This is a genomic window from Sphingopyxis sp. (assembly GCF_050725615.1).
In the GTDB taxonomy this organism is placed as follows: Bacteria; Pseudomonadota; Alphaproteobacteria; order Sphingomonadales; family Sphingomonadaceae; genus Sphingopyxis.
The window spans coordinates 30,215-50,955 of the sequence record NZ_JBOHHU010000008.1 but is presented as its reverse complement, the minus strand read 5'-3'; the positions used below and the strand labels follow the sequence as shown (position 1 = coordinate 50,955).

16 protein-coding genes are annotated in these 20,741 nt (G+C 67.3%); 6 read left to right on the top strand and 10 right to left on the bottom strand.

The genetic code is table 11. The features are described 5' to 3' along the window. The gene (locus ACREB7_RS03295; protein ID WP_431590860.1) at positions 1-1,005 is read left to right on the top strand and encodes an acyl-CoA dehydrogenase family protein; all 1,005 of its coding nucleotides are present in this window, start codon (positions 1-3) and stop codon (positions 1,003-1,005) included. Between the two features lie 40 nt (positions 1,006-1,045). Then, entirely contained in the window at positions 1,046-1,486 is a 441-nt protein-coding gene (locus tag ACREB7_RS03290; protein WP_431590859.1) for a hypothetical protein, read from the top strand. Positions 1,487-1,752: 266 nt separating this feature from the next. On the opposite strand, the gene ACREB7_RS03285 is transcribed toward ACREB7_RS03290, so the two are convergent. Together ACREB7_RS03285 and ACREB7_RS03280 are read right to left on the bottom strand one after the other, a co-directional pair. Further along, positions 1,753-2,958, bottom strand: coding sequence for an acyl-CoA dehydrogenase family protein (locus ACREB7_RS03285; RefSeq protein ID WP_431590858.1), 1,206 nt, complete (start codon positions 2,956-2,958; stop codon positions 1,753-1,755). 4 nt (positions 2,959-2,962) lie between these two features. Continuing rightward, positions 2,963-4,375 (bottom strand): aldehyde dehydrogenase family protein, encoded by a 1,413-nt coding sequence (locus tag ACREB7_RS03280; protein WP_431590857.1) that lies wholly within the window; start codon positions 4,373-4,375, stop codon positions 2,963-2,965. 111 nt (positions 4,376-4,486) lie between these two features. Here ACREB7_RS03280 and ACREB7_RS03275 point away from each other — a divergent pair, with 111 nt between their 5' ends. Then, a complete protein-coding gene (locus tag ACREB7_RS03275; RefSeq protein ID WP_431590856.1) occupies positions 4,487-4,897 on the top strand; it encodes a GFA family protein in 411 nt (136 codons plus the stop codon). Beyond that, a complete protein-coding gene (locus ACREB7_RS03270) occupies positions 4,894-7,086 on the top strand; it encodes a CoA transferase (RefSeq protein ID WP_431590855.1) in 2,193 nt (730 codons plus the stop codon). The genes ACREB7_RS03275 and ACREB7_RS03270 overlap by 4 nt, the downstream gene beginning before the upstream one ends. 19 nt (positions 7,087-7,105) lie before the next feature. On the opposite strand, the gene ACREB7_RS03265 is transcribed toward ACREB7_RS03270, so the two are convergent. Genes ACREB7_RS03265 through ACREB7_RS03255 form a run of 3 tightly spaced genes read right to left on the bottom strand, consistent with a single transcriptional unit; the run spans position 7,106 to position 11,984 of the window. Further along, on the bottom strand, positions 7,106-7,498 hold the full coding sequence (locus tag ACREB7_RS03265) for a cupin domain-containing protein (protein WP_431590883.1): 393 nt from the start codon (positions 7,496-7,498) through the stop codon (positions 7,106-7,108). Positions 7,499-7,555: 57 nt separating this feature from the next. Further along, positions 7,556-9,148, bottom strand: coding sequence for an aldehyde dehydrogenase (NADP(+)) (locus ACREB7_RS03260; protein WP_431590854.1), 1,593 nt, complete (start codon positions 9,146-9,148; stop codon positions 7,556-7,558). A 13-nt stretch (positions 9,149-9,161) separates the two neighbouring features. Beyond that, positions 9,162-11,984: a TonB-dependent receptor gene (locus ACREB7_RS03255; RefSeq protein ID WP_431590853.1), complete on the bottom strand. Its 2,823-nt coding sequence runs from the start codon at positions 11,982-11,984 to the stop codon at positions 9,162-9,164. Between the two features lie 273 nt (positions 11,985-12,257). Here ACREB7_RS03255 and ACREB7_RS03250 point away from each other — a divergent pair, with 273 nt between their 5' ends. After that, positions 12,258-13,571 carry an MFS transporter gene (locus ACREB7_RS03250; RefSeq protein WP_431590852.1) on the top strand — a complete coding sequence of 438 codons (1,314 nt, stop codon included), beginning with the start codon at positions 12,258-12,260 and terminating at the stop codon, positions 13,569-13,571. Beyond that, positions 13,568-15,397, top strand: coding sequence for a hypothetical protein (locus ACREB7_RS03245; protein WP_431590851.1), 1,830 nt, complete (start codon positions 13,568-13,570; stop codon positions 15,395-15,397). The genes ACREB7_RS03250 and ACREB7_RS03245 overlap by 4 nt, the downstream gene beginning before the upstream one ends. On the opposite strand, the gene ACREB7_RS03240 is transcribed toward ACREB7_RS03245, so the two are convergent. The 5 genes from ACREB7_RS03240 to ACREB7_RS03220 form a co-directional block, all read right to left on the bottom strand. Further along, the gene (locus ACREB7_RS03240) at positions 15,398-16,951 is read right to left on the bottom strand and encodes a carboxylesterase/lipase family protein (RefSeq protein ID WP_431590850.1); all 1,554 of its coding nucleotides are present in this window, start codon (positions 16,949-16,951) and stop codon (positions 15,398-15,400) included. After that, positions 16,948-17,838 (bottom strand): LysR family transcriptional regulator, encoded by an 891-nt coding sequence (locus ACREB7_RS03235; RefSeq protein WP_431590849.1) that lies wholly within the window; start codon positions 17,836-17,838, stop codon positions 16,948-16,950. Before ACREB7_RS03235 ends, ACREB7_RS03240 begins: the two co-directional genes overlap by 4 nt. A 17-nt stretch (positions 17,839-17,855) precedes the next feature. After that, the gene (gene kdgD, locus ACREB7_RS03230) at positions 17,856-18,785 is read right to left on the bottom strand and encodes a 5-dehydro-4-deoxyglucarate dehydratase (protein WP_431590848.1); all 930 of its coding nucleotides are present in this window, start codon (positions 18,783-18,785) and stop codon (positions 17,856-17,858) included. A 268-nt stretch (positions 18,786-19,053) separates the two neighbouring features. Further along, a complete protein-coding gene (locus tag ACREB7_RS03225) occupies positions 19,054-19,806 on the bottom strand; it encodes a maleate cis-trans isomerase family protein (protein ID WP_431590847.1) in 753 nt (250 codons plus the stop codon). Between the two features lie 10 nt (positions 19,807-19,816). Beyond that, positions 19,817-20,725, bottom strand: coding sequence for a fumarylacetoacetate hydrolase family protein (locus ACREB7_RS03220; protein ID WP_431590846.1), 909 nt, complete (start codon positions 20,723-20,725; stop codon positions 19,817-19,819). Positions 20,726-20,741: the final 16 nt, after the last annotated feature.

Below are 20,741 nucleotides of genomic sequence, written 5' to 3'. Positions count from 1 at the left end.
ATGGAATTGCACGATGCCCTCGCCGCGCGGTTCGACCGGCTCAAGCCCGGCGACGACGGCTGGCGGGCGCTCGCCGATGCGGGGGTGCTCGGGCTGCCCTTTGCCGAGGGACATGGCGGGCTCGGCCTGCCGCCGCGTGAGGGTTTTGCGGTCCTCGAAGTGCTCGGGCCGCGCGCTTGTCCCCTGCCCTATCTCGAATGCGTGTTGCTTGCCGGCACGTTGCTCGACCGCGCGGGCGGCGAAGCGGCGGCGTATTGGCTGCCGCGCGTCGCGGCGGGCGACGCGAAGCTCGCCCTGGCCTCGATCGACGACCGCGATCCCGCCCGCGCGGCGACCGACGCCGCGGGATGGCGCCTGTCGGGCGGCAAGCTGTTGTCCATCGGCGCGGCCGAGGCTGATGCGGTGATCGTCACTGCCAGGGCCGACGACGGCCCCGCCGCCTTCCTGATCGAACGCGACGCGCTGGCGATGAAGGCCTATCCGACGATCGACGGCCGCCGCGCCGCCGACCTGTTACTCGACGATGTCGTGGTGCCGCCGGACGCGCGGCTGGAGATCGAAGCCGAGGACATTGCCGACATCCTCGATCTGGGCGCCGCCGCGATTGCCGCCGAAGCGGCGGCGATCATGGCGCAGCTGGTGGCCGATACGCGCGATCATTGCGTCCAGCGCGAGCAGTTCGGAAAAGCCATTTCAGGTTTTCAGGTCGTGCAGCACCGGCTGGTCGACATGCATATCGAGGCGCGGCGCGCGGCTGCGGCGGCAGGCCTCGCGGCCGACGCGCTCGATCTCGATGCGGCCGAACGCGCAAAGGCGATCAGCGCCGCGAAGGTCACGATCTCCGACGCCGGGCGTTTCGTCGGGCAGAATGCGGTGCAGCTCCACGGCGGCATGGGGATGACCGAGGAGTTGCCGGTGTCGGCGCTGTTCAAGCGGCTGACGGTGATCGAGAGCGAATATGGGACGCGCGACGAACATCTGGCGCGCTATATGGCGCTGGCCTGAGGTGTGCGCATGGTCTTTCGAGAGTGATGGCGGGTGGAATATGCAAGTGTCCGCTGGTGACCGATTGCGGACCTCAGGCCATTTGCCTATTCAGTTGAAAATGAGCATTGATCAAAGGCGTAGAAAGCTCGAACGCGCGGTTCTAGCATTGGCGCAGCCTGCCGACATACAGCTTTCGCTATTTCCCGATTTTGTTTGCAAAGCCGACGAATTGGCTCTCGATTTCGAAGAAGCGATCAATGGCTTCGTCGAGCATGACAGTGACTTGGCCGACCATGAACGCCTTGCCATCGACGAATTGGGTCGCCTGATTTTATCGCAAAGCGGAGAAAAGCATCTCGATTTCTGGACAGAAGAGGCTCTTCTGAGTGATCCGATTTGGGAAGACATACGCAATGCTGCGAGATCTGCAGCAGAGACGTGTGGCTGGGAATTGCGGCGGCCGCCCCCTTCAGGAGCGATCTACATCGGCGGAGTATAGGTCCGCTTCCCACCCCATTCCAGTCATTGGCTGCCGATGGGATGCGACGGCCGCCAACGGGCGGTTGGTGCCGTTCCGTTTCTCGTCACCCCGGGCTTGGCCCGGGGCCTGCCTTGTTTTTGATCCGGCGGCGAAGGAAGGAAGGCGGGTCCCGGGCCAAGCCCGGGATGACGACGCAATAGACGTCCGCTTCCCACCCCCTCCTTGAAGTCCGGCGCCAGTTCCTTCGGTCGCCAGCCGAAAGGCCGGGTTCGCGATGACGGGGATCAGAGCCCCAGTTCCGCCTTCGCCAAAATCCCGCGCTGGATCTCGTTCGTTCCGGCGTAGATGCTGCTCGCGCGCTCGTTGAGATAGTGGAGCGGCGCAATCGCCTGCCATACTTCGCCGCTGCAATAATCGTCGAGCCTATGGCCGGGAATCGGCCCGCCGGGCATCGCAACACCGGGCTGGAACGCCCGCGCCAGCGGTCCCGCCGCGTCGAGCGCGAGTTCGGTCACGCGCTGTTGCAATTCGGTGCCGAGGATCTTCATCATCGACGCATCGGTGCCGGTCGACGCCCCCGCCGACAGCCGCGAGAGGATGTCGCTTTCGAGCCGCGCGAGGATGGCGCAGCGGATGCGCGCTTCGGCGATCCGCACCTCGAGCATGGCGCGGGCCGGTCCGGCGGGCTGCGCCGCGACCTGCCGCGCGAGGTCTTCGAGCGCGACCTCGATCTCGGGCGCATAGGCGCTGCCGCCGCGTTCGAATTCGAGCAGATATTTGGCGACGGTCCAGCCGTCGTCGATCGCGCCCAGCACATTGGCGACCGGCACGCGGACCTGATCGAAGAAGATCTGATTCTGGATATGCTCGCCCGACGCCATGACGATCGGGCGCACGACGATCCCCGGCGATGCCATGTCGATGAGCAGGAAGCTGATCCCCTGCTGCTTGCGCTCACTCTTCGTCGTGCGGACGAGGCAGAAGATCCAGTTGGCGACATGCGCATGGGTGGTCCAGATCTTGGTGCCGGTGCAGATAAAATCGTCGCCGTCGCGCACCGCGTGCATCTGGAGCGCGGCGAGGTCCGATCCGGCGCCGGGTTCGGAATAGCCCTGGCACCAGACATGTTCGCCGCTGAGCATCCGGGGGAGGAAATATTCCTTCTGCGCCTCGGTGCCGAAACCGATGATCGCGGGGCCGCACATCCTGATCCCCATCGGCGACACCGGCGGCGCGCCGGCGCGGACGCGCTCGCTCGCGAAGATATGGTGCTGGACGACGCTCCAGTCGCAACCGCCATATCGGGTCGGCCAGGCGGGCGCGGCCCAGCCCTTCGCGTGCAATTTTTCCTGCCAGGCCATTTGCGATGCATGGTCGGCGTAGACCGAGGTCATCAGCGTGCCCGCGCGGCGCAGTTCGGGGGTCAGTTCGGCCGCGAAGAAGGCGCGAACCTCGTCGCGAAACGCCTCATCCTCCGGACCGGGCGGCATGGATTCAGGCCGCCTTGGGGATGAAGATCGCCTTGGGGCGGGTGAATTCGAGCAGGCCGGGCACGCCATTCTCCTGCCCGAAGCCCGACTGTTTCGCGCCGGCAAGCGGGGTGAAGGGGGTCGATTGGAGATTCTGGTTGATCCAGACGGTGCCGGTGTCGAGCCGGTGCGCGATCGCGGTCGCCGCCGCGACATCGGCGGACCAGACCGCACCCGCGAGGCCATAATCGCTGTCGTTGGCGCGCGCGACGACATCGTCGATATCGGTGAATTTGAGCAAGGGCAGCACCGGGCCGAACGCCTCCTCGACGACGACGCGGCTGTCCTCGGGCGGATTGTCGACGAGCGTCAGCGGGACGAAATAACCCTGCTGTGGCACCGCACCGCCTTCAAGCAAGGTCAGGCCATTGGCGCGCGCATCGTCGAGCAGCGCAAGGACGCGGCGATATTGGGGTTCGTTCTGGATCGGGCCGTAGCGATTGCCCTGCTCCGCCCCGTCGCCAACGGGCAGCTCTTTCGCAAGTTGGTGGAGGCGGTCGCGAAGCCGGTCGTAGATATCCGCGTGGATATAGAGCCGCTTGGTCGCGACGCAGACCTGCGCCGTGTTGTGGAAGGCGCCCTCGAACAACTGCGCCGCGACCGCGTCGACATCGACATCAGGCAGCACGATCGCGGCGTCGTTGCCGCCGAGTTCGAGCGTGATGCGCTTCAGATCCTTCGCCGCCGATTCCATCACGCGGCGTCCGGTTGCGGTCGACCCGGTGAAGCTGATCTTCGCGAAGCCCGGATGCGCCGTCATCAGCGGGCCGAGCGCGTCGCCGCCGCTGATGATGTTGATGACGCCCGCCGGGAAAGCGTCGCGGATCAGTTCGCCGATGCGCAGCGTGCAGAGCGGGGTGAAGGGCGAGGGTTTGAGCACCAGCGTGTTACCCGCCATCAGCGCGGGGCCGATCTTCCACGCGGCGAGCAGCACCGGGAAATTCCACGGCACGATCCCGCACACCACGCCCAGCGGGACATGATGCACCTCGATCCGCCGCGTCTCGCTGTCCTCGGTGACGTCGACCGGGAGGTCGAGCATCGTCGTCGCCCGCATCCACATCGCGGCGCCGAGGATTTCCATTTTCGCGCCGGGGAGCGGGCGCCCCTGTTCCTGGACGAACAGCGCGGCGAGTTCGTCGGCGTGCGCCTCGATCGCGTCGGCGGCCTTGCCAAGCGCGGCCTTGCGCGCGGCCAGCGGCGTATCGCGCCAGGCGGGAAAGGCGCGCGTCGCGGCGGTCACCGCCGCGTCGAGATCGGCGGCGGAGGCATCGGGCGCGGCCGCGAAGACCTCCCCCGTCGCCGGGTTGCGGACATCGATCGTCGCCGTCGCATCGACCGCGCGTCCGTCGATCGTCATCGCAAATTGCTCGCTCATTCGCCTCTCCACCGCTAGCGACCCGTTAAAACCGGACCGATTGTCTGTTGCCGACTCCATAAACTAATGTCATTAGATAAAAGCGCAATACAAAAGAAGCGGGAGAGTGTGATGAGCGAGATCGAGGGCGGGTGTAATTGCGGCGCGGTGCGCTACCGGCTGAGCGGCGAGCCGATCACCGTCGCGGTGTGCCACTGCGCCAACTGCCGCCGCCAGTCGGGCAGCGCCTTTTCGGTGAACATCGTCGTCGCGGGCGAGGCGATGCAGTTGTCGGGCGACCTCACCACCTATGAAGACCATGACACCGAAAGCGGCCAACCGGTGCTGCGGCAATTCTGCGCCACCTGCGGCTCGCCGATCCGCTCGATCACCGCCGCCTCGCCGCAGATGGCGATCGTCAAGGCGGGGACGACCGACGATCCGGGGCGGTTCACGCCCGCGATCCATGTCTGGACCGCAACCGCGCTGCCGTGGGTCGAGATTCCCGCGAACCTGCCGCAATTCCCGCGCAATCCGCGATGAGCGTCGACCGTCCGCTCACCGGACTGCGCGTCGTCGACCTGGTCGAGGGTCCGCTCGCGCCGATCACACGCCCGCTCGCCGAGCTGGGTGCGCGCGTCGACCGCTATGTCGCCGCGACGGGCGATGCCGCCGATATCGCCGCCAATGCGGGCAAGATCCTCCACGCCGGACCGGCCGATGACGCCGCGCTCGCGGCGGCCGACATCGTCGTCGCGCCGCCCGCCATGCTCGATTATGACGCGCTGTCGGCCGCCACCCCCGCACTCGTGCTGATGGAGGTCAGCCCGTTCGGCAGCGGCAACAGCCTCAGCGACTGGCGGGCGAGCGACGCGATACTGCACGCGCTGTCGGGCAGTCTGTCGCGCTCGGGCATTCGCGGCCGCGCGCCGCTGCTGCCGCCCGGCGAACTCGCCTGGCAATGCGCCGCCGCGCAGGGCGCCTATGTCGTGCTCGCCGCCTGTTACAAGGCGCTGCGCTCGGGTGTCGGCGACCGGATCGATTTTTCGGCGCTCGACGGCGCGATGCAGGCGCTCGATCCGGGCTATGGCATCAACGGCAGCGCGGCGATGGGGCGCCCGCTCCACCTGCTGTCGCGCGACCGGCCCGCGAAGGGCACCCAATATCCGATCTTTCCCTGCGCCGATGGACAGGTGCGCATCTGCCTGCTCGCGCCGCGCCAGTGGCAGGGCATGTTCCGCTGGATGGGCGAGCCCGATGCCTTCGCCGGGCCCGAGTTCGCCAAGATCAGCACCCGCCAGCAGTCCGAAGATTTGCAGGCGGCGCTCGCGGCCTTCTTTGCGCCACGCCAGCGCGCCGCGCTGGAAGCCGAGGGGCAGGCGCATGGCGTGCCGATCGCGGGCCTGCTGAGCTTCGACGAATTTGCGGCGAGCGAACAGGTCGAGGCGCGGCAGGCGCTGACCCAAGTCGCGCTGGCGGACGGACGACAGGTCACGCTGCCAAACGGCGTGCTGACGATCGACGGCGCGCGCATGGGCCCGGCGGGCGAAACGACCACAACGTCGATGCTCGCGCGCGGCGACGCGAGCCTCGATCGGCCGTTCGAGGGGCTGAAGGTCCTCGACCTCGGCGTCATCGTCGTCGGCGCCGAGGCCGGACGCCTGTTCGCCGACGGCGGCGCCGACGTCGTCAAGGTCGAAAGTGCGGCCTTTCCCGATGGTTCGCGGCAATCCTACCTGCCCTATGGCCTCTCGGCGAGTTTTGCGGCGGGGCACCGGAACAAGCGCAGCCTGGGGCTCGACCTGCGGCACGAGGGCGGCCGCGCGCTGTTCCTCGACCTTGTCCGCAAGGCCGATGTGCTGCTGTCCAACTTCAAGCCGGGCACACTGGATTCGCTCGGCCTCGGCGCCGATGTGCTCACCGCCGCGAATCCGCGCCTCGTCATGGCCGACAGCTCGGCCTTCGGCCCGACGGGGCCGTGGGCGAAGCGGCTCGGTTACGGTCCGCTCGTGCGCGCGGCGACCGGCCTCAGCGGGATGTGGCGCTATGCCGACGATCCCGACAGCTACAGCGATGCGGTCACCGTCTATCCCGATCATGTCGCGGGCCGGATCAGCGCGCTGGGCGCGGTGGCGCTGCTGATCCGCCGCCTGCGCAGCGGACGCGGCGGCAGCGCCAGCGTGTCGCAGGCCGAGGTGATGCTCGCGCAGTTCGCCGATCGGCTGGAACCGGACAGCGGATCGGTCGCGCGGCCGGTGTCGATGGTGCTGCCCGCGCGCGGCGACGACGAATGGTGTGCGCTGACCATCGACGACGACGACGCGACGCTGGAGGCGCTGCTGCAAGGCATGTCGCTCGGCGCATGGGTCGGCGACCGGTCACCGATGGAGGCGGCGACCCGATTGCAGGCCGCCGGGATCGCGGCGGCGCCGATGCTGCGCGTCGCCGACCTGCCCGCTTTCGCCTATTGCACCGAGCGGCGGAGTTTCCGGGTCGACCATCACCCGCACCTCGCCGAGCCGGTGATTTCGGAACGTGCGGCGGCACACCACCGCGTGGCGAGCGAACCGCGCGCGGACGCAGCGCCGCTGATGGGCGAGCAGAGCGAAGAGCTGGTCCGCGACTGGCTGGGTCTTGGCGACGCCGCAATCGCCGAGCTTGAAAGGTCAGGCATTCTTCAGCCCACCGATCAGGCGACATGGGATCAGATCGCGGCGGTCCAGGCCCAGTGACAGGGCGGGCAAAGCGGCGTCAGATCGCCGGCTTGTTCGGATAGGCGATGATGAGGATAAGCGGTGCGTCGCCCGTCTGGCGAATACCCACGCTGGCGCCGCTGGACAGCCAGGCGGCCATGCCCGGTCCCAATGGCCGTTCTTCGCCATCCGAATGGACCGTGCCGGTGCCCGACAGCACATAATAGATTTCATCATGGTCGATCGGGTGAATCCCGATCGCCGCGCCGACGTGCAGCGCGCGCTTGCGAAATTCAAAGCTGCGCGGCGCGGGCACCGCGTCGCTGATCCGCCAGGCGGTCGACTGGCCGATCTTGCCATGCGGCGCCGGCCCTTCCTGAACCGTGTCGGCCTCGTCGATGACGACCATCGGCGCGGCTTGTCCGCCCGCTAGAAGCAACGCCAAGACCATGCTCATACCGCGTCCTTCCGCAAAACAGGGTGAGGCCCGGCCGTCCGGGGTGTCCGCCTAGGCATCGGGCCGCGCCGCGACGGCGGGCGCCCGCCATTCGCCGTCGATGCGCCGCGACAGGCCCCAGGGATTGGCGTCGCGAAGCGCCGGCGGCAGCATCGCCTCCGGAAGATTCTGGAAACACACCGGGCGCAGGAAGCGCGCGATCGCCAGCGACCCGACCGAGGTCGACCGGCTGTCGGACGTTGCCGGATACGGCCCGCCATGGACCATCGCATGGGTGACTTCGACCCCCGTCGGCCAGCCGTTGACCAGCAGCCGCCCCGCCTTGTCGGCAAGCAGCGGCGACAGCGCCCGGGCGGCCTCCAAATCGCCGTCGTCCATGTGGATCGTCGCGGTCAGCTGGCCCTCCATGCCCGCCACGACGGCGGCCAGCTGTGCCAGGTCGCGGCAGCGCACGACCACCGCCGCGCTCCCGAATATCTCGTCGCCGATCGACGCGTCGCGGGCATAGGCCTCCGCCGTCGTGTCGAACAAGGCCGGGGCACAGCGGTTGTGACCGGCGGCACCCGCCGCCGACGCGCGCGCGACCGCCGAATTGCCGTCGAGCGCGGCGACGCCTTCGGCATAGGCTGCCGCGATGCCCGCGCTGAGCATCGTGGCGGGCTCCACGCCGGCCAGCGCATCGGCGGCGGCGGCGACAAAGCGGTCGAGCGCCGGACCGTCGACCGCAAGGATCGTCCCGGGATTGGTACAAAATTGGCCGGCGCCGAGTGTAAGGGAGGAAGAAAAGGCGCCGGCCAGTTCAATACCGCGATCAGCGAGCGCACCCGGCAGGATGATGACGGGATTCACGCTGCTCATCTCGGCATAGACAGGGATGGGATTTTCGCGCTGGCGCGCGATATCGACAAGATGGAGTCCGCCGCCGCGCGAGCCGGTAAAGCCGACCGCCCTGATCCGGGGATCGGCGACGAGCGCCGCGCCCAGTTCGTGCGATTTGCCGGGCAGATAGGAAAAGACACCTTCGGGCAGGCCGCAGGCGGCGACAGCGGCCTGCACCGCCCGCGCGACCAGTTCGCCGGTTCCGGGGTGCGCGCTGTGCCCCTTGACCACCACGGGACAGCCGGCGGCCAGCGCCGACGCGGTGTCGCCGCCCGCCACCGAAAAGGCGAGCGGGAAATTGGAGGCGCCGAACACCGCCACCGGACCGAGCGGCAGGTTCATCCGCCGCAGCGCGGGGCGCGGCGGAACGCGATCGGGCATCGCGCGGTCGAGCGTCGCGTCGAGCCAGTCGCCCCGCCGGACGACCGATGCGAAGAGTTGCAACTGTCCGGTCGTGCGCCCGCGCTCGCCCTCCAGCCGGGCGCGCGGCAGGCCGGTTTCGGCCATCGCGGTTTCGATCAGGATATCGCCAATGGCGACGATCGCCTGGGCCACCGCTTCGAGAAAATCGGCGCGGACGGCGGGCGCCAGCGACCCGAAGGCCCCCGCAGCATCGGCGGCAAGCGCACAGGCGTCGGCGACGTCCTGCGCGCCCGCGATGCTGAACGCGGGACCGACGACGGCGCCGGTCGCCGGGTCATGGGCGCGGAAGCTTGCGTCGCTCCGCCGCGCGCCCTGCCCGATCAGGATGCTGCCGTCGATCACCGAGCGTCTCCGATTACAGGCTGTAACGCAGGCCGAAGTTGAACTGGCGACCGCTGTGGGTGAGCACGTTCAGGCGGTTCGTCTCGTCCACGAACTGGTCATTCTTCTCGTCGGTCAGGTTGATCATCTCGAGGCTGAGCTTCAGCCGGTCGTTGACGTTGTAGGACAGCTGCGCATCGAAATTGAGCGTGCTGTTGGTGCCGTTCCACGCATTGCCCTCGGTCCCCGGCACGGCGGTCAGATATTTCGACCGATAGGAGGCCGAGCCGCGGATCGAGAATTTCTTGTCTTCATAATAGAGCGTCGCGTTCGCCGCCTGTTTCGACAGGCCGACCAGCGGCGCGCGGACCGAGCTGCTGCCGTTCGCCGCCGTCAGATATTCGATGTTCGAGCTGACATAGGTATAGTTGGCGAGCACGCCGAAGTTCGACAGGAAGCCGTCGAAGAAGTTGAACGGCTGCTGGATGTTGATTTCGAAGCCCTTGAGCTTGCCGCCGCTCGAATTGACCGGCTGGTTGACGATGAAGATGTCGGTCGGCGACGCGGTCGTGCCGTTCAGCAGCGATGCGGGCAGGCCGAGGTCGGCAAAGGGCACCGAGGTGCTGAGCGACTGGACGAAGGTCCCGATATCCTTGTGGAAGCCCGAGACGGCATAGATGGCGCCGGGGGTCGGATACCATTCGATGCTTGCGTCGAAATTCGTCGATTCGGTCGGTTTCAGGTCGGGGTTGCCCGAGCTGAAGCTGCGGTTGCCGCCCGACACATTGAGGTTGCCGCCCGGCGTGATCGACGCGATGCCGGCGCGCGCCATCGTTTTGGCGGCGGCGAGGCGGACGAGCAGATTGTCGGCGACGTCGAAGACCAGGTTCGCCGAGGGCAGCCAGCGGCCATAGGAGCGGTTCGCCTCGACGAGGTTGATCGTCGCCCCCTGGCTCGCATAGCCGGTCGAGATCTGCTTGGTATCGACATAGCGGACACCCACATCGCCGCGCAGCGGCAGGCCCGCGCTCTCGAGATTGAATTCGGCCATCCCCCAGGCGCCGAGATCCTTTTCCTCGACGGTGATGAACGAACCGCGCGCGGTGGCATTCTCGATACCGCCGGTCGCGTAGAGGGGATTGTTCGCGGCATCGATCGCCCCGAGGAAGGCCGACAGGTTGGGAACGACCCAGCCGGTGATCGCCCCGTCGGGCAGGTTCAGCCCGCGGCCGAAGCCCGAATAGAGGGTGGTGAGCGGCGCGAGTTGCGCGGCGGTCAGCGTCGTGACGACGGTTTCGCCCAGCAGCCGGCGACGCTCGGTCGAATCATAGGTGAAGCGGCGCCAGTCGAGACCGGCCTTCAGCGTCACAGCGTCATTCGCCTCCCACGCCAGCGATCCCTTCGCGGTCGCAAAGCTGTTGTCGACGGTCTGCGGGCGAATGCGGACCTCCGACGTGCCGCTGGTGAAGGCGAAGCTCGCGGCGTTGGTGACGTCGACGCCCGGGCGGATCGTCGGGAAGCGCGTCGAGAAGTCGTAGAAGAAGCCGTTGGTGTTTGCGGCGTCGATCGTGACCGTGGTCTGCACCGGATTGTTGAAGGCCGATTTGGAATAGCCGACGAGGCCGGTGAATTTCAGCCGCTCGCCAAATTCCTGCTCGAGGTTGCCGGTCAGCTGGTAGAAGTCGGTCTTCAGCACGTCGTAGCGCGACTGGGTGCGCAGATCGACATTGTCGAAGGTGCCGCTGATGATGTTGTTGTTTTCGTCGACCACGCCCGAACGGATGATCGTCTGCGGCTTGCCGGCGCCCGAGCGGCTGAAGCTGATCGCCTGAAACTGGCTTTCGGCGCGGGTGCCGTCGAGGCGCGAATAGAGGCCGTCGATCGAGACCAATGTGCTGTCCGAGGGGCGGAACTGCACCGACACCGCAGCGCCGAGACGCTTCTGGCTGATGTCATAGCTGACGAGGCCGGGGATGCGCGGGTGGAACAGCGCGGTGTCGAGATTGCTGCCATTGTTGATCTGCGCGATCGTATAGCCGTCGAGCGTCGAGGCCGGGTTGAACCCGCCGTTGAAGCCGCCATAGGTCCAGCGCGTGATGTTCGCGCCCTCTTCGCGCAGGCGGCGCTCTTCATAGGCCAGCGAGACGAGCACGCCGAAGGTTTCGTCGGGGTTCGACACCGTGACCAGGCCCGAGACGCGCGGCGTCAGCTTGCGCGCGAGATCGTTATAGCTGCCCTGCACCGAGAGCACGGCGGTCGATTTCTTGAAGTCGAAAGGGCGCGCGACCTGCAGGTCGACCGTTGCGCCGAGCGAGCCTTCCTCGACGTCGGCGCTCGCGGTCTTGCGGACCGCGAGGCTGTTGAACAGGTCGGACGAGAAGATGTTGAAGTCGAACCCGCGACCCCGGTTGACGCCGCCCGAATTGTCGGTGCCGCCGCTGGTCCCGATCGCTTCCATGCCGTTGATGCGGACGCGCGTATATTCGGGGCCGAGGCCGCGAACCGAGATGTTGCGGCCTTCGCCGTTGACGCGGCTGATCGCGACGCCGGGAATGCGCTGCAGCGATTCGGCGAGGTTGAGGTCGGGAAATTCGGCGATGTCTTCGGCCTTGATCGCGTCGATCGAGGCGGTTTCGTTGCGCTTCATGTTCAGCGCACTGGTCAGGCTCTGACGAAAACCCGATACGACGATTTCCTCGTCGGCGGCGGTGTCGGCGGCGGCATCGGAGGCCTCCTGCGCCGCCGCGTCGCCGGCGGGGTCCGCCTGCGCATAAGCCGCGCCGGGCGACAGGATCGCCAACGCCGCCGAGCCTGCAAAAAGGCCGGCCTTGATCGTGCACATTGCGGAAGTCGCCATCGGTAATCCCCTCTCCCTGCTTGCCCGTCATCCGGCAAGTCTGCGGTTAGAATGGCCAAAGGCTAGCGCCAGAGACGGGGACAAGGCCAACCTCAATCCGGCATGGATCAATGCCGATCGCGCACCGATTTCAAAAAATGGCGCTTCCCCGTCGCGATCCAGCCATGGATTGGCTGGATTGTTCCAACTTTCGCCTTGGACCGCACCCGATGCAGTCGCTAGCGTCCCGGCGACCGCAAAAGCCGCGAGCGCTTCGGGTCGACAGGAGAGGTCATGGTCGATAACGCCGAAAAACCGACACGAACGCGCTATGCGATCATCGCGCTAATCTTTGTCATCACGACGATCAACTATGCCGATCGCGCAACATTCTCGATCGCCGGCGAAGAGGCGTCGCGCGAACTGGCGCTGAGCCCGATCGAGACCGGCTATATCCTTTCGGCCTTTGCCTGGGCCTATGCGCTGGCGCAGATTCCGGGCGGCGCGCTGCTCGACCGCTTCGGCACCAAGAAAGTCTATGCGTCGGCGATCCTGATCTGGTCGATCTTCACGGCGGCGCAGGGCTTCGTCGGCTTTGTGCCCGGGCTGACCGCCGTCACCACCTTGTTCCTGCTGCGCTTCCTGGTCGGACTGGCCGAAGCGCCGTCCTTTCCCGGCAATGCGCGGCTGGTCGCCGCCTGGTTCCCCAGCGCCGAGCGCGGGACCGCGTCGGCGATCTTCAACAGTGCGCAATATTTCGCGCTCGTCGCCTTTGCCCCGCTGATGGGCTGGCTGGTTCACGAACATGGCTGGCGTTCGGTGTTCTGGACGATGGGCGCGCTGGGCATCGCCGCGACCTTGCTGTTCGTCAGCCAGATCCACGGGCCCGACCGGCATCCGCGCGTGAACAAGGCCGAACTCGACCATATCCGCGACGGCGGCGGCCAGATCGAAATGGAAGACCGCAGCAAGGCCGCGCCGGCCTTTTCCTGGCCCAATTTCCGGCTGCTGTTGTCGAACCGGATGATGCTCGGCATCTATCTGGGGCAATATTGCATCAATGTGCTGACCTATTTCTTTGTGACCTGGTTCCCGATCTATCTGGTCAAGGAACGCGGCCTCAACATCATGGAGGCCGGCTTCGCGGCAGCCTTGCCCGCCGCCTTCGGCTTTGTCGGCGGCCTCGCCGGCGGCGTCATTTCCGACCATATCCTGAAACGGAGCGGCAGCCTCGACAAGGCGCGCAAGACCCCGCTGGTCATCGGCATGCTGCTGGCGACGACGATCCTCGCCTGCGTGTGGGCCGAGGAGGAATGGCTGGTCATCGCGCTGATGGCGGTCGCCTTTTTCGGCAAGGGCGTCGCCTCGCTCGGCTGGGCGGTGATGGCCGACGTCGCGCCCAAACAGCTCGCGGGCCTGTCGGGCGGCGTGTTCAACATGTTCGGCAATATCGCCGGCATCGTGACCCCGATCGTCGTCGGCTATATCGTCGCGGCGACCGGGTCGTTCGATCTCGCGCTCGCCTTTGTCGCGGTCCACTGCCTGCTGACGATCGTCGCCTATGTCTGGATCGTCGGCCCGATCCGCCGCCTCGAGCTGGTCGCATGACGCTTTCGCGCCGCACGTTCCTGGCGGCGAGCAGCGCCCTTCTGGCCGCGCCGGCCGCCTTTGCCAGGCCGCCGGCGCGGCCGATCCGCATCACCAGCCCGATGGCGACCCCGGCCTGGGCGCGATTGCAGCGCCGCCTGCTCGCGGCGAACATGGCGGCGTGCGAGGCCTTTTACGCCAAATATGTCGATGCGAACGACGCGCTGAAGATCTTTGTCCGCTGGGGCGCCAACGATGGACCCGACGATGCCGCCGAGGCGACCAACGACTGGGTGACGCTCCACGCGCTCGGCGCGCCCGACCGGCTACTGACGCTGGCGCAGCGTTTCTGGGACGGCCATATCCGCCAATATAGCGCCGCGAAGACGGTCGATGTCGCGATCGCCCGCCAGGGCATGTATCATCGCGAGTTCCCGGTCCGCATGGACTGGCAGCATAATGCCGAGGGGCTGACGACGTTCAACGTCCTGGGGATGAGCGCCCCGCGCGACCGCAAGCTGCTCGCGCGCACCCGGCGTTTCGCCGATTTCTATACCGGCCGCGATCCCGACGCCGCCAATTACGACGTGCGCCATCGGGTGATGCGCAGCCTGATGAACGGCAGCCGCGGCCCGGCGCTGCAACCGGTGACCGCGCTCGACTGGGCCGGCGACCCGTTCGACGCCGCGCCCTTCCACCTCGAACATGGCGAAGACGACTACAGCCAGTTCCTCGCCCACTATGCCGAATATGGCGATGTCGTCGGCGACAATCCGCTGAACCTGCAGGCGACGACGCTGGGCCTCAACGCCTATGCGCTCGGCGCCGGGGAGCGGTTCCGGGGCTGGGCGCTCGACTATCTGACCGCATGGGCCGAGCGCGCGCGCGCCAACAACGGCATCCTGCCGAGCCGCGTCGCCGCCGATGGACGGGTCGGCGCCGACTGGTGGCAGGGCGTCTATGGCTGGGGCTTCTCCCCCATCGTGCCGCAGACCGGCGAACGCGAGAATCGCAACCGCGTGCCGCGATCGATCACGACCTTTTACAACGCGCTGGTGCTGTCGGGCGACCGCGACTATCTGCGTCTGTGGCGCGACATGAATGTCCGCATCAACGAGCAGAGCAAGCGGATCGACGGCGTCATGGCGGCGCCGACGATGCATGGCGCCGACGGCTGGTACGGCTGGAAGCCCGGCCCCTATCGCACCAACGGCTTTGAAATCTGGTATGCGACGCAGGAGGCCGCCGATCGCGAAGCGGCGGGCAGCCACCCGTGGATCGACTTCCTCGAAGGGAAGAATCCGGACTATCCCGAACGCGCGCTGCAAGCCGATCTCGACCATGTCGCCAAGCGGGTGGGCATCGCCGAAGCCGACATGACGCGGCCCGACGAGCGGCTCGCCGACTGGACGCTCGGCATCAATCCCGCCGCCGCCCGGGCGCTGATCCAGACGATGACCGGCGGCCTGCACATCGCGCGGCCGCCCTGGTCGCCGACCACCGCGCCGCAGGGCGGGGTGCCGCTCCATTGCCGGCTGCGCTATTTCGACGCCGACCGCCGCCGCGCCGGGGTGCCCGACGACGTCGCGGCGCTCGTCCACAGCCTGGGCGACACCAAGACCGAGGTGACTTTGGTCAACACCGGCACCGAACCGCGCACGCTGATCGTCCAGGGCGGCACCTATGCCGAACACCGGATCGACGCGGTCGCATGGGACCGCGGCAAGGCATTCCTCCGGGGGCGCGACTTGACGGTGCGGCTCGAGCCCGGCTGCGGAACGCGGCTGCGGCTGACGATGGCGCGCTACGCCAATCGGCCAACGCTGGCCTTTCCCTGGGACCGCTGATCAGCCGCCCGGCTTGATATAGGGCGCGACCGACAGCCATTCGCGCTCGGCGCGGCGGGGGTCGTTTTCGATGCGACTGTCGCGGTCGAAGATCATCGTCGGGCGCGTATCAAGGTCATAGTGCGGCCAGGCGGGCAACGACCCGCCATTGGGATCGCCGCTCCGCGCCAGCCGGATGAAGGCGTCGGCCATCTGCCCCGCCAGCGCGCGCGCCTCGGACGTGTTGCCGGTGCGCGCGGCGGGAAGCTGCACATTGTCGAACACCAGCCCGATATCGAGCGTATGAAAGGCCCCCAACACGCCGCCCGCCTCGGGCGAGGGGAAATCGAGCTGGTACATCCAGGTCGGCGCGCCGATCCGCGCGCGTTCCTCGGCCTGAATCAGATGGCCGGGCCAGGAGCGCGCGGCGGTCGAGGCGGCGAGCAAAATCTGTCCCGGCGTGCGGTCGGGGTAGAGCGCGCGATAGCGTTCGATCAGCCACACGGGGTCGACGTCTTTGACGATCTCGCGCTCCAGCCGCGCGGGCAGATTGTCCCAGTCGGTATCGCCGCGCTTCAGCGTCGCGGCGATCCACAGCCCGGTCTCGTCATGCGTGTTGCCGACGATCAAGGGGATCGATGCGGCCTCGCGCGGCGCGCCGGGGTAGAAGGGATGGCGTTTCAGCACCTGATGATCGAGCGTCGAGGTGAAGCTGATTTCGCCCTTTCCTTCGAGCGGGTCGGTCATCGCCATCGCCTCGACGAGTCGTTCGACGGGCAAGCCGCGCAGTTCCTCGAAGGACGCGGCGCCGGCTTTCGCCATCCACGCCCGCGCGCGTTCGGTCGCGTGATTGGGGCCGGCGGCGGTCACATGCTGGCCGCTCATCGTCGCGGCGCTGTGGAACAGCGCGCGCGCCTGCTCCATCGCCATCAGCGTGACGACCTTCGCGCCGCCGCCCGACTGGCCGAAGATCATCACGCGGCCCGGATCGCCGCCGAACGCCGCAATATTGTCGCGGACCCACTGCAGCGCGAGGATGATGTCGAGGTTGCCGGCATTGCCCGACTCCGCCGGACCGCCGAGCCGCGCGAGATAGGCGTAGCCGAGCGCCGCGAGCCGGTGGTTGAGCGTCACCACGACGACATCGCCGCGCCGCACCAGATTGCCGCCGTCGTAGAGCGGGTCCGACCCCGACCCGTGCGCATGGGCGCCGCCGTGCAGATAGACCATCACCGGCCGCCGCGCGCCATCGAGCGCCGGGGTCCAGATGTTGAGAAACAGGCAGTCCTCGCTCGTCGGCTCGGGGGCCTTGGTCTGCGGCGCAGCGGCGCCATAAGCGGTCGCATCGGCGATGCCGCGCCAGAGCGTCGGCGCGAGCGCCGCCTGGAAGCGACGCGGCGCGGTGTCAGCGCCATAGCGGATGCCGCGAAAGACCAGCACGCCTTGCTCGGAAAGCCCCCGAACGCGGCCGTAGCGTGTCGTCGCGATCGGATCGCCCCCGCCGCGCGCCAATCCCTGGACCGGCAGCAGCATCGCCGCGCCCGCCCCTGCCATCAGCTGGCGGCGCAGGATCACGCCGCCATCACCTCCATGCACAGGCGGCGCATCGGTTCGGTCGCCGGATTGGCGTTGTCGCGGCGCCAGGCCATATAGAGTTCGACCGGCTGTTCGGGCGTCGTGGTCAGTTCGCGAAACTGCACATCGTCGGGGTGCAGGCCCATCGCCGACCGCGGCACCACCGCAGCCGCGAGCCCGGCGCGCACCAGCCCCAGCATCGAATGAATCTGGGTCACATGTTGGATATAATGGGGGGACACGCCCGCTTCGTCGAATATCCGCGCGAGCAGGTCGTGAAAATAGCCCGCGCCTTGCCGCGAATACATGATGAGCGGCAGGTCATCGAGATCGGCGGGTTCGAGCACCGACTTCGCCTGACGCGGGTCGCCGAGCGGCAGCGCGACGACGAGCGGTTCGCTGAGCGCCAGCGCGCTGTTGAATTCACCGCGCTCGACGGGCGGCCGGACGAAGCCGATGTCGATCAGCCCGGTCAGCAAGGCATCGGTCTGTTCGCCGGTCACCATCTCACGCAGTTCGAGTTCGATATTGGGCAGCGTCGCGCGCGCCTGCGTCACGATGCGCGGGACGAGCGTGTAGCCGGACACGGCGGTGAAGCCGATGCCGACCTTTCCCGCATCGCCCTTGGCGACCCGCCGGGCCGACAGCGACGCGCTTTCGGCGAGGCGGACGATGCGCCGCGCCTCGATCAGGAAGACCCGGCCGGCCGGGGTCAGCGACACATTGCGGCTCGTCCGCTCGAGCAGGGTGACGTCGAGGATGCGTTCGAGCAGCTGGATCTGCCGGCTGAGCGGCGACTGGGTCATGTTGAGCCGCTGCGCGGCGCGGCCGAAGTGAAGTTCCTCGGCGGCGGCGACGAAACAGCGAAGTTGGCTGAGTTCGAACATGGCCCAGCCTATCCCGGTCAGGCCGCAGCCGAAAGAGCCTTTGGCGCGGCGCGCTCGATCAACGCGCGCAATTCCTGTTCCTCCGCCGCGCTGAGATCGGTGAGCGGCGAGCGCACCGGCCCGGCGTCGCGACCGATCAGGCGGCAGCCCGACTTCACGATCGACACGGCATAGCCACGGCCGCGGTTGCGCAGCGCGATATAGGGCAGCACGAACTGGCGCAGCTGGTGCATCACCTCGACCTGATCGCCCGCGCGCACCGCCTTGTAAAAGGCGAGCGCCCATTCGGGCATGAAGTTGAAGATCGCCGACGAATAGGTTGTCACGCCCATGGTGAGATAGGGCGTGGCATAGGTTTCGGCGGTCGGCAGCCCGCCGATATAGGTCAGGCGGTCGCCCATGCGGGCATAGATGCGCGTCATCAGTTCGATATCGCCGACGCCGTCCTTGAAACCGACGAGATTGGGATTGCGGTCGCACAGTCCCGCCAGCGTCTCGTCGTCGACGATCGCATTGTCGCGGTTATAGACGATCACGCCGAGCCCGGTCGCACGGCACACCGCCTCGATATGCGCCGCGAGCCCCTCCTGCTTCGATCCGACCAGATAGGGCGGCAGCAGCAAGAGACCGTCGGCGCCCGCCCGTTCGGCGCCCCGCGCGATATCGACCGCGATCGCGGTGCCATAGCCGCAGCCCGAGATCACCGGAACCTTGCCATGCCCTTCGGCCACGGCGGCGCGCACGACATCGACGACTTCACCCGGCGTCAGCGAGAAAAATTCCCCCGTCCCGCCCGCAGCGAACAGGCCGGTGAGTTCATGTTCGAGCATCCAGGCGCAATGATCGCGATAGGGCGCCTCGTCAAAAGCTCCGTCGGCGTCGAAATGCGTGACCGGGAAGGAAAGCAAGCCCCCGCCCAACTGCTGCGCCATGGCCACCGGATCCATCAACCTCTCCTTGCGATTTACGCGAAGCGCCGCCTGTTTGCGGCCTTGTTGAGGCATTTCTAAAAGAAGCGGCGCGGGGGGTCCAAACCAAAGCCGCGATGGATCGATGCGCGGATTAGCTTGGTCGCTGGCGCCGGCCGGCCGTCGTCGCGCGGCTGCCGGTCTTGCGCCTGTTGCCGCCGCGCCGCGCGGCGGAGGGCATCGCGGGGCGCGAGTAGCGCATCGTCCTTCCGTCTTTGAGAGCGCCGGCCAGCGCCCATCGACTATGTCAGTAGCGCCCCGACAACAACGCGCCGGCCCCCGGAACCTCGGTCGGCAACCCGAGGCGCGTGAGCATCTGGTGCGCGGTGCAGATCGCCGCCGAGACCACCGGCAAGCCGATCGCATCCTCGATCTTCTGCACCGAGGGCAGCGACGGCATCTGCACGCACGCCGAGAGGACGAGCGCATCGATGCCGGTCAGGTCGAGCCTTTTATAATGTTCGAGCAGATTGGCGGGATCCTGCGCCGCGACCTCGAGATTGTCGGGGATTTCGAGCGCGAGCCAGTCGGCGACAGCGACGCCCTCGCTCTCGATATATCCGACGACCATCTGCGTCAGCGGCTTCATATAGGGCGCCACCAGCGCGATGCGTTTCGCTCCGAGGACATTCAATCCCTCGATCAGCGCCCCCGCGCTCGTCACGACGGGCGCGGCGCGGCCATTCTCGACGGTGCGCTGGTGCAGCCGCGCCTCCGACACGCGGTGATAGCCCTCACCCATACTCATAATCGCGACGAGGCAGGCGTAGCCGAGCACATCGACCGCGGCGTCGGACAGTTCGAGCGCGCAGCGGTCGGAGTCCGCGTCCATCGCCGCGAGTTCCTCCTTCGTCACCTTCTTCATCCGCATCCGCGACGAGTGGAAGGTGAAGCGTTCGGGCGCGACGGTTTCGCGCGCGCGGAGCAGCGCCGGAATCTCGGTTTCCATCGTGACGTTCGAGCTGGGCACGATCTGCCCGATGCGGATGGGGCGGGTCATCCGGCGCGCCTCAGACCGCGACGATCGGATTGCGCAGCGTGCCGATGCCCTCGACGGTGCATTCGACGACGTCGCCCGGCCACATGAACTCCTGCGGATCGCGGCCCGCGCCGACCCCTGCGGGGGTGCCGGTGGCGATGATGTCGCCGGGTTCGAGGGTCATCACGCTGGAAATATCGGCGATCAGCTGCGGAACGTTGAACAGCATGAAGCGGGTGTTGCTGTTCTGCTTCTCAACTCCGTTCACACGGGTCAGGATATTGAGGGTGTGCGGGTCGCCGATTTCGTCGGCGGTGACGATGCACGGACCCATCGGCGCGAAGCTGTCCTGCCCCTTCGAGACGATCCACTGGCCGGCGCGGCGGCAATCGCGCGCCGACACATCGTTGATGACGGTGTAGCCGAACACATGGCTCAGCGCGTCCCCCTCGGCGACGTGGCGCGCGGTGCTGCCGATCACCACCGCGAGCTCGGTTTCCCAGTCGAGCTGCTGCGTCACCTTCGCATTGTGGCGGATCGGGTCGTTCCATGCGACGACCGCAGTCGGCGGCTTCGAGAAAATCACCGGCTGTTTCGGCAAGGCGTCCGAGGTGTCGAGCGCGCGCGCCGATTCGGCGACATGCTCGGTATAGTTGAGCCCGATGCCGAAGATATTCTTGCGCGGGCGCGGGATCGGCGCGAGCAAAATGACGTTGCCCTCGGGCAGCGAGGTGCCGACCAGATCGGCGCTCGTCGCTCCGGCGACAGCTTCCTTGAGGAAGCGGAGGCCGATCGGCCCCAGATCGATGAAATCGAGCATCGTCGAAGGCAGGTCCTGCCCGATCGCATCGCCGAAATATTCGACGTCGATGACGAGGCCGTCGTGGAGAAGGCCGAGCCGGGGTTCGGTCTCGACCGTGCGATAGGTGACGAAGCGCATAATCTGTCCTGTCTGC